The 15,557-nt window shown below is 64.3% G+C and carries 17 protein-coding genes; 7 read left to right on the forward strand and 10 right to left on the reverse strand.

The annotated features are described in order from the left end of the window. Positions 1 to 69: 69 nt before the first annotated feature. From ABWP89_RS17690 to dapB, 3 genes are read right to left on the reverse strand one after another with little or no spacing between them, the layout of a single operon-like run. On the reverse strand, positions 70 to 465 hold the full coding sequence (locus tag ABWP89_RS17690) for a DUF6491 family protein (RefSeq protein ID WP_353230968.1): 396 nt from the start codon (positions 463 to 465) through the stop codon (positions 70 to 72). Beyond that, complete coding sequence (nth, locus tag ABWP89_RS17695; RefSeq protein ID WP_353230969.1) at positions 462 to 1,184, reverse strand: endonuclease III; 723 nt, start codon at positions 1,182 to 1,184, stop codon at positions 462 to 464. Before nth ends, ABWP89_RS17690 begins: the two co-directional genes overlap by 4 nt. Positions 1,185 to 1,196: 12 nt before the next feature. Next, positions 1,197 to 1,967, reverse strand: a complete 771-nt coding sequence (gene dapB / locus ABWP89_RS17700; RefSeq protein WP_353230970.1) for a 4-hydroxy-tetrahydrodipicolinate reductase — start codon at positions 1,965 to 1,967, stop codon at positions 1,197 to 1,199. Between the two features lie 113 nt (positions 1,968 to 2,080). Between dapB and ABWP89_RS17705 the strand changes: the two genes are divergently transcribed. Further along, on the forward strand, positions 2,081 to 2,779 hold the full coding sequence (locus ABWP89_RS17705) for an NAD-dependent deacylase (RefSeq protein ID WP_353230971.1): 699 nt from the start codon (positions 2,081 to 2,083) through the stop codon (positions 2,777 to 2,779). Here the strand turns inward: ABWP89_RS17705 and ABWP89_RS17710 are convergent. Continuing rightward, a complete protein-coding gene (locus ABWP89_RS17710; protein WP_353230972.1) occupies positions 2,776 to 3,537 on the reverse strand; it encodes a HesA/MoeB/ThiF family protein in 762 nt (253 codons plus the stop codon). The two genes, ABWP89_RS17705 and ABWP89_RS17710, sit on opposite strands and share 4 nt — an antisense overlap. An 82-nt stretch (positions 3,538 to 3,619) precedes the next feature. Beyond that, on the reverse strand, positions 3,620 to 4,312 hold the full coding sequence (locus ABWP89_RS17715; protein ID WP_353230973.1) for a hypothetical protein: 693 nt from the start codon (positions 4,310 to 4,312) through the stop codon (positions 3,620 to 3,622). 381 nt (positions 4,313 to 4,693) lie between these two features. Between ABWP89_RS17715 and secB the strand changes: the two genes are divergently transcribed. The 4 genes from secB to ABWP89_RS17735 all read left to right on the forward strand — a co-directional run bounded on the left by secB (position 4,694) and on the right by ABWP89_RS17735 (position 8,808). Beyond that, positions 4,694 to 5,236, forward strand: coding sequence for a protein-export chaperone SecB (gene secB, locus ABWP89_RS17720; protein WP_353230974.1), 543 nt, complete (start codon positions 4,694 to 4,696; stop codon positions 5,234 to 5,236). A gap of 58 nt (positions 5,237 to 5,294) precedes the next feature. Next, a complete protein-coding gene (gene murJ, locus ABWP89_RS17725; RefSeq protein WP_353230975.1) occupies positions 5,295 to 6,866 on the forward strand; it encodes a murein biosynthesis integral membrane protein MurJ in 1,572 nt (523 codons plus the stop codon). A 17-nt stretch (positions 6,867 to 6,883) separates the two neighbouring features. Beyond that, complete coding sequence (gene trpS, locus ABWP89_RS17730; RefSeq protein WP_353230976.1) at positions 6,884 to 7,903, forward strand: tryptophan--tRNA ligase; 1,020 nt, start codon at positions 6,884 to 6,886, stop codon at positions 7,901 to 7,903. Positions 7,904 to 8,085: 182 nt separating this feature from the next. Next, the gene (locus tag ABWP89_RS17735) at positions 8,086 to 8,808 is read left to right on the forward strand and encodes a DUF4136 domain-containing protein (protein ID WP_353230984.1); all 723 of its coding nucleotides are present in this window, start codon (positions 8,086 to 8,088) and stop codon (positions 8,806 to 8,808) included. Positions 8,809 to 8,829: 21 nt separating this feature from the next. Here the strand turns inward: ABWP89_RS17735 and dut are convergent, their stop codons facing one another. Further along, complete coding sequence (gene dut, locus ABWP89_RS17740) at positions 8,830 to 9,300, reverse strand: dUTP diphosphatase (RefSeq protein ID WP_353230977.1); 471 nt, start codon at positions 9,298 to 9,300, stop codon at positions 8,830 to 8,832. Further along, the gene (gene coaBC, locus ABWP89_RS17745) at positions 9,290 to 10,492 is read right to left on the reverse strand and encodes a bifunctional phosphopantothenoylcysteine decarboxylase/phosphopantothenate--cysteine ligase CoaBC (protein ID WP_353230978.1); all 1,203 of its coding nucleotides are present in this window, start codon (positions 10,490 to 10,492) and stop codon (positions 9,290 to 9,292) included. Before coaBC ends, dut begins: the two co-directional genes overlap by 11 nt. Positions 10,493 to 10,706: 214 nt before the next feature. Here coaBC and ABWP89_RS17750 point away from each other — a divergent pair, with 214 nt between their 5' ends. Next, positions 10,707 to 11,105, forward strand: a complete 399-nt coding sequence (locus ABWP89_RS17750) for a hypothetical protein (RefSeq protein ID WP_353230979.1) — start codon at positions 10,707 to 10,709, stop codon at positions 11,103 to 11,105. Here the strand turns inward: ABWP89_RS17750 and ABWP89_RS17755 are convergent. From ABWP89_RS17755 to ABWP89_RS17765, 3 genes are read right to left on the reverse strand one after another with little or no spacing between them, the layout of a single operon-like run. After that, complete coding sequence (locus ABWP89_RS17755; protein WP_353230980.1) at positions 11,102 to 12,268, reverse strand: acyltransferase family protein; 1,167 nt, start codon at positions 12,266 to 12,268, stop codon at positions 11,102 to 11,104. The two genes, ABWP89_RS17750 and ABWP89_RS17755, sit on opposite strands and share 4 nt — an antisense overlap. Continuing rightward, positions 12,259 to 13,833, reverse strand: coding sequence for a 2-polyprenylphenol 6-hydroxylase (gene ubiB, locus ABWP89_RS17760; protein ID WP_353230981.1), 1,575 nt, complete (start codon positions 13,831 to 13,833; stop codon positions 12,259 to 12,261). The genes ABWP89_RS17755 and ubiB overlap by 10 nt, the downstream gene beginning before the upstream one ends. A gap of 11 nt (positions 13,834 to 13,844) precedes the next feature. After that, entirely contained in the window at positions 13,845 to 14,609 is a 765-nt protein-coding gene (locus ABWP89_RS17765) for a class I SAM-dependent methyltransferase (RefSeq protein ID WP_353230982.1), read from the reverse strand. Positions 14,610 to 14,715: 106 nt separating this feature from the next. Here ABWP89_RS17765 and mutM point away from each other — a divergent pair, with 106 nt between their 5' ends. Further along, positions 14,716 to 15,528 (forward strand): bifunctional DNA-formamidopyrimidine glycosylase/DNA-(apurinic or apyrimidinic site) lyase, encoded by an 813-nt coding sequence (mutM, locus tag ABWP89_RS17770; protein ID WP_353230983.1) that lies wholly within the window; start codon positions 14,716 to 14,718, stop codon positions 15,526 to 15,528. Positions 15,529 to 15,557 lie beyond the last annotated feature (29 nt).

A 15,557-nucleotide genomic window follows, 5' to 3' on the forward strand; every position in this document is an offset into this window, starting at 1 on the left:
TACGAATCAGACATCTGCAACCTTCGCAACCACGATGTGTGAATGCCGTAGCCCCATATTGGGGAGGATTTATTTGGCGATCTCAACCGGCTGGAACATGCCCATGCCGCATGATCCGCGCGGGCCGCCGCCGGGGCCGCCGAATTCCATCACGGTGATGATGTCGGTGTTGCACAGCTGGCTGAGCGAGGTTTCGTATTTGAACGCGCGATAAGTGCCCAGGCTGTAACAGCGCTGCGGCAGCGTTACGCGGTACCAATCGCGCACGCCGGTGCGAAAATCGATGGTCCAGTCATCCTGCACCCGGCTTTCGCTGATGCCGACGATCGAAATGCAATTGCGCGGGGCACCGGTCGCGCGCACGATGGGCACGTTTTTGCCATGGCCATCACTGCCACCGGGAACCGGGGCACAGCCAGCCAGCATGCCAAGCGCCGTGGCCAGCATCAGGACGTTTCGCGTCATGTCGTCTTTGCCTTTGCCTTGCGCGCCGGGCCGGCCTTGGCTGATTTGGCTTTGGCTGGTTTGGCCGGCGCAGGTTTGGCCCCCGAGTCGGTAATCTTTGCCTTAAATCGGCAAAGGTCAACCACCCCGCAGTGCCAGCATTCGGGTTTGCGCGCCTTGCACACATAGCGGCCGTGCAGAATCAGCCAGTGGTGCGCGCCCAGCCGGAACGGCGCGGGTACTTTTTTGTCCAGCCCGCGCTCGACCGCTTCGGGCGTTTTGCCCGGCGCCAGGCCGGTGCGGTTGCCGACGCGAAAGATATGCGTGTCGACCGCAAAGGTTTCCATGCCGAACGCGCAGTTGAGCACGACATTGGCGGTCTTGCGCCCCACCCCGGGCAGCGCGGTCAGCGCCTCCAGCGTGTTGGGCACTTCTCCACCATGATCGCGCACCAGCAGTTCCGACAGTGCGATCACGTTCTTTGCCTTGGCGTTGAACAGCCCGATCGTCTTGATGTGCTGTTTCAGCCCGTCTTCGCCCAGCACCACCATCTGCGCCGGGGTGTGCACCAGTTCAAACAGCCGTTTCGTGGCCTTGTTCACCCCCACATCGGTCGCCTGCGCCGACAGCGTTACCGCCACCAGCAATTGATAGGTGTTGCCATAGGCCAGCTCGGTTTCGGGCGCGGGGTTGCCCTCTGCCAACCGGCGGAAAAATTCAAAGATCTGCGCGCGGTTCATGGCCTGACCCGTCTACAGATTGAGCACGTGCGCCATGGTGTAGCGGCCCGGCGTGCGCCCGGTCAGCCATTCTGCCGCACGCACCGCACCGCGCGCGAAAATGCCACGGTCTTCGGCCATATGCGACAGCGTCAGGCGTTCGCTGTCGGCCAGAAAATGCACCGCGTGGTCGCCCGCCACGCTGCCCCCGCGCAGGCTGGCAAAGCCGATTGTGCCGGGCACCCGCGCGCCGGTCAGGCCATCGCGCTCGCGCGCCGCAAAATCGCGCTCGCGTGCCACAAAAACGCGCCCGCGCACCGCCACATCGCGCAAGTCCTCACCCCGGCCGGCCGCCGCCGCCTCACCCAGCAGCAGCGCCGTGCCCGATGGGGCATCGACCTTCATGCGGTGGTGGGTTTCAACGATTTCGATATCCCAATCCGGCCCCAGCCGCTCCGCCGCTTCACGCACCAGATGCGCCAGCAGCGTCACGCCCAGGGACGTGTTGCCGGTCTGCAGCACCGGAATGGTCGCCGCCGCCGCATCGATCAGCCAGTGGTGCCGTTCGCCAAGGCCGGTGGTGCCGACAACGATGCCGACCCCCGCCGCGATCGCCGCATCCAGATTGCCCTCCAGCGCTGCCGGCGCGGAAAAATCGACCAGCACGTCGCTTAACGCGGCCAGCGCGGCGGGATCACCACCCTGGTCGATCCCGCCGGCATAGTCATGCCCCGCTGCCGCAATCGCGTCCTGCAACGCCCGGCCCATTCGCCCCGCGCTGCCGATGATCCCGATTCTGGCCATTGTCGTCCCCGTGCCGCTTGTGCTGGCGCGCCTTTTGCGCGTGTCGCCCACCCCGCGCAACCCCGACCTGAACCCCATGGCCAAGTCGCCGTTCACGCGGCATGATACGTGCCATGGCTACCCCCCGTTCCATCGTCATCCTGACCGGCGCCGGCATTTCCGCCGAGTCCGGCATCGACACCTTTCGCTCCGAAGGCGGGCTGTGGGAACAGCACCGTGTGGAAGATGTCGCCACGCCCGAAGCATTCGCGCGCGATCCCGATCTGGTGCTGCGGTTTTACGATATGCGCCGCGCGGCGATCCAGACCAAGGAGCCGAACCCGGCGCATTTTGCGCTGGCGCGGCTGGAACAGGCGTGGCCGGGCCGGATCACCGTGGTCACACAAAATGTCGATGACCTGCACGAACGCGGCGGATCGCAGAATATCATCCACATGCACGGCGAACATCTGAACGCGTGGTGCACCGCATGCGATGCGCGCCCGCGCTGGACCGGGACGCTGATCGATCGACCGCCCTGCCCCGCCTGCGGTGAACCGGCATTGCGCCCGGACATCGTGTGGTTTGGTGAAATTCCCTATTGCATGGACGCGATCCAGCGCGCGTTGGCCGATGCGCACCTGTTCGTATCGATCGGCACATCGGGCGCGGTCTATCCCGCCGCCGGGTTTGTGCGGCTGGCGCGCGAACTGGGGGTGGAAACGCTGGAACTCAACCTGGAACGATCGCAGGGGTCGTCATGGTTTGATGAAACCCGGTTGGGCCCGGCCAGCACCGTGGTCCCGGCGTGGGTGGACGAGCTGCTGGGCTAGGCGCCGCACGCCCCGCACGCCGGGTCCTTGGCAATGCGCATCGTGCGCAAGCTGGGCGCCAGGCCATCCAGCACGTGCAACCGCCCCCATTGCGGATCGCCCAGCGTCGCCACGCCGGCCAGCAGCACGCGAATGGCATGCATCGCCGCAAACGCCCCGACCATGCCCACCATCGCCCCCAGCACGCCCTGATCGGCGCAGGTGTCGCAATCTTCGGCATCAAACGCATCGCCGACAAAGCAGCGGTAACAGGACTGGTCTGGCAAATGGCCGGCAAAATTCGCGACCTGCCCCTGAAACCGCCCCAGCGCCGCGCTCGTCAGTGGCACGCCGAGCGCCACGCAGGCATCCGCCACCGCCAGCCGCGTGGCAAAATTGTCGCTGCCGTCCAACACGACATCGGCGCCGGCCAGCAGTGTCGCGGCATTGCCGCCATCGATCCGCGTTTGATGCGCCACGATATGCAGTGCCGGATCAAACCGCGCGGCCCATTCCGCCGCCGTCACGACTTTGGCCCGGCCGATATCCGCGGGCGCAAACAGCGTCTGCCGCTGCAAATTGGACGCCTCCACCACATCGTCATCGATCAGCGTCAAGCGCCCGATCCCGGCCCCCGCCAGATATTGCAGCGCCGGATTGCCGATCCCGCCCACGCCCACCAGCACCAGATGCGTATCCACCAGCCGCGCCTGCCCGGCCCCGCCCAGTTCCGGCAGGACAATATGGCGGGCGAAACGATCGAGGCGGTCTGGGGTCATGGCTGGGGAGATAGGAAGGTTGTGGTGAATTGCGAAGGGGTTTGTGCCGCTGGCAGGTAACGGCTTTGCAGACGCCGGAACTTCATTTATGCAACATCTCGGCGTATTCGCAAATTTCGATCATTTCGCAATCTGCGGTGTAGTCATCGATAGCGTCTGGATGCGCAGTCATGATCAGGTTCAACGGAAACCAGTCTACACCAACGAGAAGCCGCTGTCCTTCCAATCCCGTGAACAGCAAGGCAACTGAGACAATGCAACAGGCGTCAGCGTTGGACGGAACATTTTCAGGCACCGCGGCTGTCTGAAGATTGGGATTTTCACCCAACGCTTCTTCAATGTGAACATCGCTCATTATGAACTCTGCTCGGCGAAGAACATCCGTCCGACATATTTGAAATGGTGGTGGCTGCAAATCTGCTGGCGGCACCGGGGCCATTCTCGGAACGGCGGCAATGGTTCGGAGCCAATCGGGAGCATCGTCAGGTAGCGGAAGTGGGTTACCTGTTTCGATCCTGGTCTTCAGTGCAGCTTCATTCTCTATACTAAGGCTGAACACCTCGAACTTGAATTCAAGGTCACGTTGGTTAGCGGTAATGGCCCATGCAGTACCCGCGCTATCCTTGATCCAGACCAACTCTGCGCGTGGTCCCGCATGATCGGGTTGATAGCGATTGAGCATCGGAACAATCGAAGCGATTCCCACTCCGATCGCTGTAAGTGCATCAGCATCGGCATCGATGTGAAATGGAGGGTAGGTTCGCTGCTCTGTCATGTAGGGGATGTGCGCTCTTCGGCGCCACCGCGCAAACCGTTATCGTCGGGAAGATGGTCGGAATCTGCCGCGTCGCGACTGGGCGGAAGATCGAGCCGACTGGCAGTTGCGGACGGTTAACGGGATGCAAGGGCAATGGCCCATAGGCGCTAACGTATCCCGGTAACGTCGCCCCGGGCTTGACTGTACAGTCAAGCCCGGGGCGACGAAGCTCTTATGTCAGCACCAGGTGCAAGTGTGCAAACAACGCGCTGCCGGCAATCGCGCGCATCGGCGGTTGCGGTTGCCGTCCCCCGGCGCAAATGCTAGGCGCGCCGGTCAGGGGGCTGGCCGTGCGTGTTCGGCCCTTACCGCAAAGCCAAACCCACGAAAGCGCGATCCATGGCCGACGAAGGCAACATCATCAGCACGCTCAACCTTGACCAGCCGGCCACTGGCCCCGCCGTCAATGGTGAAGATACCAGCCCGGCAATCGGGTTTGTTTCGCAATATGTCAAAGACCTGTCGGTCGAAAATCCCAATGCGCCGGACAGCTTTCAATGGACCGATGCGCCCGAACTGCAGGTTGAATTCAATATCGCCGCGCGCACCTTTGCGCCCGAACTGCATGAGGTCGAACTGAAGATCAAGGCGACGTCGAAGGCGCCCCAGGGCATGGCCTATCTGGTCGAACTGGCGTTTGGCGGGTTGATCGCGATGCGCAACATTCCCGACGATCAGGCGCATCCGTTCCTGTTTGCCGAAGCGCCGCGGTTGCTGTTCCCGTTTGCGCGCCGCATCGTCGCCGATGCCGTGCGCGATGCCGGGTTCCCGCCGCTGATGCTGGAACCGATCGATTTCAACGGGCTGTATTTTGCTCAGCTGGAACAGCAGCAGGCCGACGCCGCCGCTGCCGCAGTCGCCAATCCGATCGGCGCAGCCTGACCGTGATCCGGGATTCGGCGGCTATTGCGCAGCCGGATCCCGCTTGCGGGCCATTCGCATGAACCTGCTGAAGGCTACGGGCACGATCGGCGGCCTGACGCTGATCAGCCGGGTGCTGGGGCTGGTGCGCGACAGCCTGTTTGCGCGGTATGTCGGCGCCGGCTTTGCCTCAGACGCGTTTCTGGTGGCGTTTCGCCTGCCCAACATGTTCCGCGCACTGTTTGCCGAAGGCGCATTCGCGTCGGCGTTCATCCCGATGTTCAACCAGAAAGTCGCCGATCCCGACGGGCAGGGCCTGGCCGACGGGCTGCTGTTCGCCGAACAGGCGCTGGCCGTGCTGCTGCCCGTGCTGCTGGCGATGACCATCGCGCTGGAGGTGTTTGCCTGGCCGGTCACGCTGGTGCTGTCGGGGCATTTTCACGGCGTCAGCGCGGGCGAATTTGCGTTTGCGGTAACGCTGTCGCGCTACACCATCCCCTATCTGATGCTGATCAGCCTGGTGTCGCTGTTTGGCGGCATTCTGAATTCGCTGCAGAAATTCTGGGTCAATGCGGCCGCGCCGATCCTGCTCAATCTGACGTTGATTGCCGCGCTGCTGCTGTTTCACAACCATGATCCGCTGGCGACCGCGCGCAACCAGGCGATTGCGGTGTCGGTTTCGGGCGCGCTGCAGCTGCTGTGGCTGGGGTGGGCCTGCCGCCTCAACGGTATCAGCCTGCGGTTGCGGTGGCCCCGGCTCAACCCGGAAGTGCGGCGGCTGATGTCGCTGATCCTGCCGGCGGCGGCGGGGGCCGGTGCGGCGCAGATCAACCTGGTGATTTCGACCGCGCTGGCGGCGTCGCTGCTCGACCATGGTTCGGTGACCTATATCTACATCGCCGACCGGCTGAACCAGCTGCCGCTGGGGCTGATCGGCATTGGGCTGGGCACCGTGCTGCTGCCGACGATTTCGCGCCAGCTGGGGTCGGGCGACGATCTGGCCGCGCTCGATACGCAAAACCGCGGGCTGGAACTGGCGCTGTTGCTGACCCTGCCGGCGACCACCGCGCTGGTCGTGTGCGGCGAACCGATCGCGGCAGCGCTGTTCGGTTATGGCCGCTATACCGCGATGGATACGCACATGACGGCGCAGGCGCTGGCGGCGTTTTCGATCGGCCTGCCCAGCTATATCTTGGTCAAAGTACTGACCCCCGGTTTTTACGCGCGGCAGGATACGCGCACCCCGGTGCGCTTTGCGCTGATTTCGATCGCGGTCAATCTGCTGGGCAATCTGCTGCTGATCATGCCGCTGCACCATGTCGGCCCGCCGCTGGCGACCGCCATCGCATCGACCGTGAATGTGTGGATGCTGTATCGCGAACTGGGGCGGCGCGGGCATTTCATCGCCGATGCACGGTTGCGCCGCCGTGCGCCCCGGCTGCTGTTCGCGGCATTGGCGATGGGGGCGGTGCTGTGGCGCGGGCAGGATCTGATCGCGCCCTATGTCCACGGATCGTGGGCCATACGGTTTGCCGCGCTGGCGGCGCTGGTTTCCGCGGGAATGCTGGTCTATGGCCTTGCCACCATCGTGCTCGGGGCCTTTTCCCGCGACGATATTGCCCTGTTGTTGCGGCGTCGCCGCAGTTCATAAGTTCAAGGTTTGCGTCCATGCGTATCGTTTCCGGCATTCAGCCCACCGGCAATCTGCATCTTGGCAACTATCTCGGCGCCATCCGCAACTGGGTGGCGATGCAGGACGAATGGACCGCAAAGGGCGCGACCTGCCTGTATTTCCTGGCTGATCTGCATGCCATTTCGATGCCGCACGTGCCCGCCGATCTGGGCGCCAACACGCGCGAAATGGTCGCCGCGCTGGTCGCCTGCGGGATCGATCCCGACCGGTCGATCCTGTTCAACCAGGCGCAAGTGCCCGCGCACGCCGAACTGCAATGGCTGTTGTGCGGCACCGCGCGGATGGGCTGGCTGGGCCGGATGACGCAGTGGAAGGACAAGGCCGGCAAAAACCGTGAAGGCGCCTCGGTCGCGCTGTACACGTATCCAGTGCTGCAGGCCGCCGATGTCCTGCTGTATCAGGCGACGCACGTGCCGGTGGGTGACGACCAGAAACAGCATCTGGAACTGGCGCGCGACATCGCGCAGAAATTCAACAACGATTTCGCCAGTGAGGCGGCACCGCTGTTCACGCTGCCCGATCCGATCATCCCGCCCGAAGCGGCACGGATCATGTCGTTGCGCGATGGCAATGCCAAGATGAGCAAATCCGACCCGTCGGACATGAGCCGCATCAACCTGACCGACGATGCCGACACCATCATGCAAAAAGTGAAAAAGGCGAAAACCGATCCCGAGCCTTTGCCGTCAGAGGCTGCCGGGCTGGCCGATCGTGCAGAGGCGCGCAATCTGGTGGCGATCTATGCGGCGATGGCCGGGGGCGATGTGGCGTCTGTGCTGGCCGAATTCGGCGGGCAGGGGTTTGGCCGGTTCAAACCGGCGCTGGGCGATCTGCTGGTCGACCGGCTGGCGCCGATCGCCGCGCGGTACCGGGCCTTGCGCGACGATCACGCTGCGCTTGATGCCATTCTGGCGGCAGGCAGTGCAAAGGCGCGGGTGCTGGCGCGCCCGACGCTTGATGCCACCTATGCCGCGCTGGGGCTGGTCACCGGGTGATGGGTTCGGCCTGGTCGCACCCTGGCCTTTCGGGCAGGGTGCGACAGGCCATAGCGCGGATGCGTTCAACCGCTATTCAGGCGGTCGGATGCAGCATCGCTCGCGATGGGTTGTGCAGGGTTGCAGGATGGTTTGGTCCGGCGGGGGACGCCGGGTCCACGGAAGGGTTGGATAACATGCCGATGACAAAGACCGCTGTTCCTTTGCGCGCCGCCGCGTTGCTGCGGATGGCCCGCCTTGCGCTGCCGCTGGCGCTGGCCGCCACGGTGACCACCGGGTTGGCCGGGTGTGCGGAAAACTTCAACGCCAGCGTTTCGCGGTTTCAGCACGAATTGCCTGCGCCCGCCGGCCAGAGCTTTGCCGTGGTTGCCGAAGATGCGCGCAACAGCGGCGGGCTGGAATTTTCGCAATATGCCGGGCTGGTGGCCGAACAACTGCGCAAGGTTGGATATGTCGCGGGCGATCCCGCTACCGCCGATCTGGTGGTCGAATTCGATTACGGCGTCGACAAGGGCCGTGAAAAAGTCGACACGTTTGGTGCCGATCCCTATTGGGGCCCGTGGCGCGGATATGGCCGTGGCGGTTTTTATGGCGGCGGGTTCTATGGTGGCGGGTTCTATGGCCGCCACGGCGGTTTTTATGGTGGCCGCGGCTGGGGCTATGGCCTGTATGATCCGTGGTTCAACGATATCAGCGTGACGACAGTCTATACCAGTGGCGTCGAAGTGCGGATCAAACGCCGCAGCGATGGCCAGCGCCTGTTTGAGGGCAAGGCAGAGGCGGTGTCAGCCTCCAACCGCTTGCCCTATCTGGTGCCCAACCTGATCGAATCGCTGTTCACCGGTTTCCCGGGCCACAGCGGTGAAACCGTGCGCATCTCGATCCCGCCCGAAAAGAAGAAATAGGCTGATCCGACGCGACCGGGGTCAGGATTTGACCCCGGTCGACCCGAACCCGCCTTCGCCGCGCGCGGTGTGGTCCAGTTCATCGGCCTCAACCCAGGTGGCGCGGGTGACCGGGGCCAGCACCAGCTGGGCAATGCGATCACCGCGTTGCACGACAAAGCACGTGTCGCCGTGGTTGATCAGGATCACTTTCAGTTCGCCGCGGTAATCGCTGTCGATCGTGCCAGGCGTGTTGGGCACGGTCACCCCGTGTTTCAGCGCCAGCCCCGACCGTGGACGCACCTGAATTTCAAATCCCGGCGGGATGGCCAGCGCCAGCCCGGTGGCCACCGCGTGGCGCGCACCCGGCGCAACCGCCACGTCTTCGGCCGCGACCACGTCCATTCCTGCTGCGCCAGCCGTGGCATAGGCGGGCAGCGGCAGATCAGGATTGTGGGCCAGCCGGCGCACCCGCACCGGCACTTCGGGATGGCTGTGATTGTCAGAGGGCATCGGCCACCTTTGCAATGATGGCTTGCGCCACCTTTTCGATAATGGCTTGCGCCACTTGGGCTTTGGCCATGCGCGGCAGGCTTTCCACCCCGGCGGGGGTCACGATGTGCACGGTGTTGTTCGCGCCACCCATCACATCGCCAGAAACATCGTTGGCGATGATCCAGTCGGCGCCTTTGCGCGCCAATTTGGCCTGGGCATGCGCGATAACCTGTTCGGTTTCGGCGGCAAACCCGATCAACAGGCGCGGCCGCGCCACGCAATGCGCGAGGCCGGCCAGAATGTCGGGGTTTTCCACCAGCTCCAGCGGCGCGATCCGCCCGGTGCCATCCTTTTTGCGCTTTTGTCCGCTGCTTTCGGCGGTGCGCCAATCGGCCACCGCGGCGACCATGATCGCGACATCGCAGGGCAGGGCGGCATCGACCGCACAGGCCATGTCGCGCGCGGTCTGCACATCGATGCGGTGCACACCGGCAGGCGTGGGCAGGTCCACCGGTCCCGCCACCAGCGTGACCTGCGCCCCCGCCGCCGCCGCAGCGGCAGCCAGTGCAAAGCCCTGCTTTCCGCTCGACCGGTTGGCGATATAGCGCACCGGGTCGATCGGTTCGTGCGTCGGCCCGGCCGTGATCAGCACATGGCGGCCTGCCAGGGGCCGGGCCGGCGGGTTCAATTGCTGCCGGATCGCGGCAAAAATCGCCTCCGGCTCGGGCAGGCGGCCGGGGCCGACTTCGCCACAGGCCATCGCGCCCACATCGGGGTCCATCACCGTCACGCCGCGTGTGCGCAGCGTGGCAATGTTGGCCACGGTCGCGGCGTGCTGCCACATCCGCACATTCATCGCCGGGACGGCCAGCACCGGTTTGTCGGTGGCCAGCAGCAGCGTGGTGGCCAGATCATCGGCCATACCCGCCGCCATGCGCGCCAGCAGGTCGGCGGTGGCGGGGCATACCACCACCAGATCAGCCTCTCGCGACAGGCGGATGTGGCCCATCTCGACCTCATTCTTCAGGTCCCACAGCGTGGTGTGCACGACATTTTCGCTCAGTGCGGCCAGCGTCAGCGGGGTCACGAAGCGCGATCCCGCCTCGGTCAGCACGCAGGTTACCTCGCCGCCGTCACGCCGGATCAGGCGCACCAGCTCTGCCGCCTTGTATGCGGCAATGCCGCCGCCAATGACCAACAGGATTTTCATCGTGGCTGCACCTTGCATTGGCGGGGGGATGGGCGCAACCGTTTCGGCATCGAACTTGTCTAATATGGGGTCGCGCGATGCGCGACTCATACCTCCCGCCCCGCCTCCCCTCCCGACCACCATAACCTGCTGGTATCGTTGGTGGTCGGGAGGGGAGGCGGGGCGGGAGGTATGACTGCACGTCAGTGCAGCTTAGCAAAAGGTAACCACGCTGATGCGTTTTGTTTTGACCGCGCTGATTTTTCTGATCGGCCTGTTCGACCTGTTCATGGCCGGATCGTTCCTGTTTCAGCCGCTGGATGTGGCGCGCGGGCTGGGGGTGATGCAGGTGGGGCCGGCGGGAGTTTCCACCATCCGCGCCGATTTCATGTCGTTTTTCGGCGTGGCCGGGTTCGCCATGCTGTGGGGCGCGTGGCGGCGCAATGCCGATCTGATGCTGGTGCCGCTGCTGCTGTTTTCGGTCACGCTGGCCGGCCGCGCGATCGATCTGGTGGTGTCGGGGCCATACCCTGGCTGGCCAGTGCCGATGGCGGTCGAAGCGATCGAGGTCGTGCTGCTGCTGGCTGGATGGCGGTTGCTGCCCCACCACAAGATTGCTGATCTGACGAGTTAAACAGCTGTTTTAACGGCATAACACCGACTGATCCGGTCGGCTAGCCGCAGCACCGCGCGTTGCGCCGGGCGCTCGATCCAGCGGGCAGAGGCAAACCCGGCGATCACCGCCAGCCCGACGAACACGATCAGCAACGCCGGTGCGCGAAACACCATGCGCGTGTGCACCGTGGCATCGACGACCAGCACCATCGCCAGCTGCAGCGGGAAATGCCACAGATAGATGCCATAGGATGCATCGCCCAGCTTGCGCCCAAACCGCAGCACATCGTCCCTGTCGGCCAGGTCGATCGCCAGCATCGCGCACAGCACGGCAAAAGTGCCGGCCAGAATCGCCGCATCATGCCCGTGGTGCTTCATCCCGGACATCGACCATCCGGCCAGCGCCAGCACGGGCGCCAGCGTGACCAGCGCGCGTATCGGCAGCCAGCCGTTCAGCGCCGCAGCATAGACCGCGGTGCCGGCAAAGAAATAGGCGATGCAGTTGACCACGGTCGACAGCTTGGCGGCCAGCGCCTCGGCCGGCTGATCGGGCGGCAGCACGTTGGCAAAGATCAGCGCAAACATCGCAATCGCAACCGCCGCCACCAGCGCCAGCCCCCACTTCGCGGGCAGGCGTTGCAGCCGCGGCAGTAGCAGCCAGAACCCGGCATAGGCCAGCATTTCGGTCGACAATGACCACGACGGGCCATTGTACGACTGGTTGACCTGCCACCCCCAAGTCTGCGCCATCCCCAGATTCAGCACGAAATGCCACAGATCCTGGTGGTGATAGATAAATGCGGTGCCGTTGGTGACGGTATATCCCGCCTGCAGCGCGGCCACGACCACCAACGTCAGCAGATGCAGCGGCCACAACCGCGCCAGCCGCGCCAGCCAGAACCGCCCGCGCCCGCCGGTGTCGGCCAGATAGACATGGGCAAACACGAACCCCGACACCGCCCAGAAATATTCGACCGCGACATGGCCATAATCATAGGCCCAGGCCAGCTGGTGATAGAACGGCGCGATCGACCGGCGCACGTGGAATTCAAAATCCACCGGCGGCACAAAGAAATGCTGGTAATGCCAGAACAGCACCGCGCACGCGGCCAGCAGCCGCGACAGGTCCAGCGCATTGAAATGCCGTTTGGGCAGGCGCAAGGCCGCCGCGGTTATCCCCACCAGCCTGCCACCAGCCCCAGCGCCAGCGTCGCCGCGCCCAGCGCCGCCGCCATCAGATGCGTGACGATCGTGCCCAACCGCCCTGGCCCGGCGTGCCCCGGCGCCCGGTCGAACATCAACGGGATATCCGGCAGTGGCGGTGCTTCGGGCGCGCCACCCTTGGCCGGGAAACGGTCCTCGATCCGCCGAATCAGTTCGGGCAGGCGCAGCAGCGTGGCGCCATCGGTGCGCAGGCGGTCGGCAATCGCCGCCTCTGGCCCCAGTTCGTCGCGGATCCAGTCGCGCACGAACGGCGCGGCAGTTTCCCACATGTTGATCTGCGGATCCAACTGTGTGGCGATGCCTTCGACCATGACCATGGTTTTTTGCAGCAACAACAGGTGCGGCTGGGTCGCCATGTCGAAATCGCGGGTGACCGCAAACAACCCGTCCAGCATCTGCCCGACCGACAATTCGCTCACCGGGCGCCCGCGCATCGGTTCGCCCACCGCGCGCAGTGCGGTCGCAAATTCGTCAACCGAATGATAACTGGGCACATATTGCGCCTCAAAATGAATTTCGGCGACACGGCGGTAATTGCCGGTGGTCAGGCCATACAGGATTTCCGCCAGCCATTGCCGCGCCCGCCGGTCGATTCGCCCCATGATGCCGAAATCGATCGCCACGATCGTGCCCGCGCGATCGATGAACAGATTGCCCTGGTGCATGTCGGCGTGGAAATAGCCGCCGCTGATCGCCTGGGTCAGGAATGCCAGCACCAGCCGCTGCGCCAGCGCCTTGCGGTCAATGCCCTGTGCATCCAGCTGCGCGATATCGCTGATTTTGGTGCCGTCGATCCAGTCGAGCGTCATCACCCGGCCATTGGTGCGGTCCCAGTCGATCGCCGGCACGCGATAACCGGGAAAGGCGTGCATCAGTTCGGCCAGTTCGGACGCTGACGCCGCCTCGCGCCGCAAATCCAGCTCACGCATCGTCCAACGGCGGAAATTGGCGATCACCTGGCGCGGCCGCAACCGGCGTGCTTCACCGTCAAACGCTTCCAGCTGCGCGGCGGCCCATTCATACGTGGCGATGTCGCGGCCGAACTTTTCGCGCACGCCCGGGCGCAGCACTTTTACCGCGACATCGCGCCCGTCGCTGGTGGTGGCGCGGTGCACTTGCGCGATCGATGCCGCGCCGATCGGCACCGGGTCAAACGTGGCAAACAGGCTTTCCAGCGGGCGTTCAAAGCTGGATTCAATCTCGCGGCGGATCGTGGCGAAATCGACCGGGGCCAGTTTGTCCTGCAATGCCAGCAGGTTGTGCGCGGCTGCCACGCCCACCAGATCGGGGCGCGTGGCCAGTGTCTGGCCCAGCTTGATCGCTGCCGGGCCGATCGCGGTGAAGGCGCCGGCGTAATCGGGTACCGTCGGCTGAAACGTGCCAAGGCGGGCGACCCGGCACAGCAAGCGCACGGTGGCGGGCGCGTTGGAATCGCGTTCGATCCCGCGCAGCGCGCCGCGGCGGCCCAGCACACGACCCCACCACAGCAGACGGCGGACGTGGTTAAGGTCGGAAATGGTCAAGCGGATGAACCCTAAACCTTCCAGCCGGAATGGATCGCGACCAGACCGCCCAGAATCGGCTCCACTTTCACGCGCACGAACCCGGCATCGCGAATCATCGCCGCAAACGTGGGCATGGTGGGGAACCTGCGGATCGATTCGACCAGATAGCGATACGAATCCGCATCGTCGGCAATCATCTTGCCGATCTGCGGAACGACATTGTGCGAATAAAGGTCATAGGCCTGGGCAAAACCGGGCCATTGCGTGGTCGAAAATTCCAGGCAGAAAAACCGCCCGCCGAATTTCAGCACGCGGTGCGCTTCTGCCAGCGCGCGGTCGATATGGGTGACGTTGCGGATGCCAAATGCGATGGTGTAGGCATCGAAGCTGCGCGTGGCGAAATCCAGCGTTTCGGCATTCTGGCACGACCATTCCAGCCCGGAAATCCCGCGTTTTTCAGCACGTTCCATGCCGACATCGAGCATGTCCTGGTTGATGTCGGATACGGTAATGGCGGCGCCGTGGCGCGCCATGCGAAACGCGATGTCACCGGTACCGCCGGCCATGTCGAGGATCGCTTCGCCATTGCGCGGTTTGACGCGGGTGACAAAGCGGTCCTTCCACAACCGGTGCAACCCGCCTGACATGGCGTCGTTCATGACGTCATATTTTTTCGCCACGTTGGAAAAAATCGCGCCGACGCGGTCGACCTTTTCCGCAGCGGGAATGTCTTCGTATCCGAACGAGGCGGTTTCGGCGGCCCCGTCGGGGGCATGATCGGCGGTGGTTGTCATGGCAGGGCCTTAATGGGAATTGTCGGTTCGGCAAAGCCTGATAGGGATTCCCGTGCGGGTCATCATCCCGGTTTTTTCGCTCCCATTTTTTCCAGGCCGGATACCGATGCCCGAATTGCCCGAAGTCGAAACCACCGTACGCGGTCTGGCCACGGTTCTGGCCGGGGACCGGCTGGTGCGCGTGGCGGTTAACCGCCCCGATCTGCGCCGGCCGTTTCCGGTCGATCTGGTGCAGGCGCTGACCGGCGCGCGCGTCGTCGCGCTGGGCCGCCGCGCCAAATACGGGCTGATCCAGACTGATCGAGGCCAGACCATGGTGTTCCACCTGGGCATGTCGGGGCGCTGGCGAATCGATCCGGCAATGCCCGACCGACACGATCATCTGCGGCTGGAAACCGGGCGCGGCCATGTGCTGGTGCTGAACGATGCGCGCCGATTCGGCTCGGTCGATCTGGTCGATACCGCCGCGTTGAACACTTTTGCGCCGTTTGCCGCGCTGGGGCCGGAACCGCTGGGCCCCGATCTGACCGTGGGGCATCTGGCGCGGGCGTTTGCCGACCGGATTGCGGCGGTCAAATTGCTGCTGCTGGATCAGCATGTGGTCGCTGGCCTTGGCAATATCTATGTTTGCGAGGCGCTGCATCGCGCGCGCATCCATCCCTTGCGCGCGGGCGGCCAGGTGTCGCGTGCGGCGTTGTCGCGGCTGGTGCCCGAAATCCGCGCGGTGCTGGATGAAGCGATCACCGCGGGCGGATCAACCTTGCGCGATTACGCGCGGCCCGATGGCGAACTGGGCTATTTTGCCAAAGATTGGCGGGTCTATGGCCGCGAAGGCGAACCATGCCACTGCGGCGGCCACGTCGAGCGCATTCCACAGGGCGGCCGATCCAGCTTTTTCTGCCCGCGCTGCCAGAAATAGGGGGTCTGACTGCACTGACGTGCAGTCAG

The organism is Novosphingobium sp. (assembly GCF_040398825.1).
Classification (GTDB): domain Bacteria; phylum Pseudomonadota; class Alphaproteobacteria; order Sphingomonadales; family Sphingomonadaceae; genus Novosphingobium.

Excerpts from the sequence above, each read along its gene's own strand:
- mutM (WP_353230983.1), top strand. The coding sequence starts at position 14,716 with ATGCCCGAATTGCCCGAAGTCGAAACCACCGTACGCGGTCTGGCCACG.
- secB (WP_353230974.1), top strand. The coding sequence starts at position 4,694 with ATGGCCGACGAAGGCAACATCATCAGCACGCTCAACCTTGACCAGCCG.
- ABWP89_RS17765 (WP_353230982.1), bottom strand. The coding sequence starts at position 14,609 with ATGACAACCACCGCCGATCATGCCCCCGACGGGGCCGCCGAAACCGCC.
- dapB (WP_353230970.1), bottom strand. The coding sequence starts at position 1,967 with ATGGCCAGAATCGGGATCATCGGCAGCGCGGGGCGAATGGGCCGGGCG.
- coaBC (WP_353230978.1), bottom strand. The coding sequence starts at position 10,492 with ATGAAAATCCTGTTGGTCATTGGCGGCGGCATTGCCGCATACAAGGCG.
- nth (WP_353230969.1), bottom strand. The coding sequence starts at position 1,184 with ATGAACCGCGCGCAGATCTTTGAATTTTTCCGCCGGTTGGCAGAGGGC.
- ABWP89_RS17690 (WP_353230968.1), bottom strand. The coding sequence starts at position 465 with ATGACGCGAAACGTCCTGATGCTGGCCACGGCGCTTGGCATGCTGGCT.
- murJ (WP_353230975.1), top strand. The coding sequence starts at position 5,295 with ATGAACCTGCTGAAGGCTACGGGCACGATCGGCGGCCTGACGCTGATC.
- ABWP89_RS17750 (WP_353230979.1), top strand. The coding sequence starts at position 10,707 with ATGCGTTTTGTTTTGACCGCGCTGATTTTTCTGATCGGCCTGTTCGAC.
- ABWP89_RS17710 (WP_353230972.1), bottom strand. The coding sequence starts at position 3,537 with ATGACCCCAGACCGCCTCGATCGTTTCGCCCGCCATATTGTCCTGCCG.
- trpS (WP_353230976.1), top strand. The coding sequence starts at position 6,884 with ATGCGTATCGTTTCCGGCATTCAGCCCACCGGCAATCTGCATCTTGGC.
- ABWP89_RS17715 (WP_353230973.1), bottom strand. The coding sequence starts at position 4,312 with ATGACAGAGCAGCGAACCTACCCTCCATTTCACATCGATGCCGATGCT.
- dut (WP_353230977.1), bottom strand. The coding sequence starts at position 9,300 with ATGCCCTCTGACAATCACAGCCATCCCGAAGTGCCGGTGCGGGTGCGC.
- ABWP89_RS17705 (WP_353230971.1), top strand. The coding sequence starts at position 2,081 with ATGGCTACCCCCCGTTCCATCGTCATCCTGACCGGCGCCGGCATTTCC.
- ABWP89_RS17735 (WP_353230984.1), top strand. The coding sequence starts at position 8,086 with ATGACAAAGACCGCTGTTCCTTTGCGCGCCGCCGCGTTGCTGCGGATG.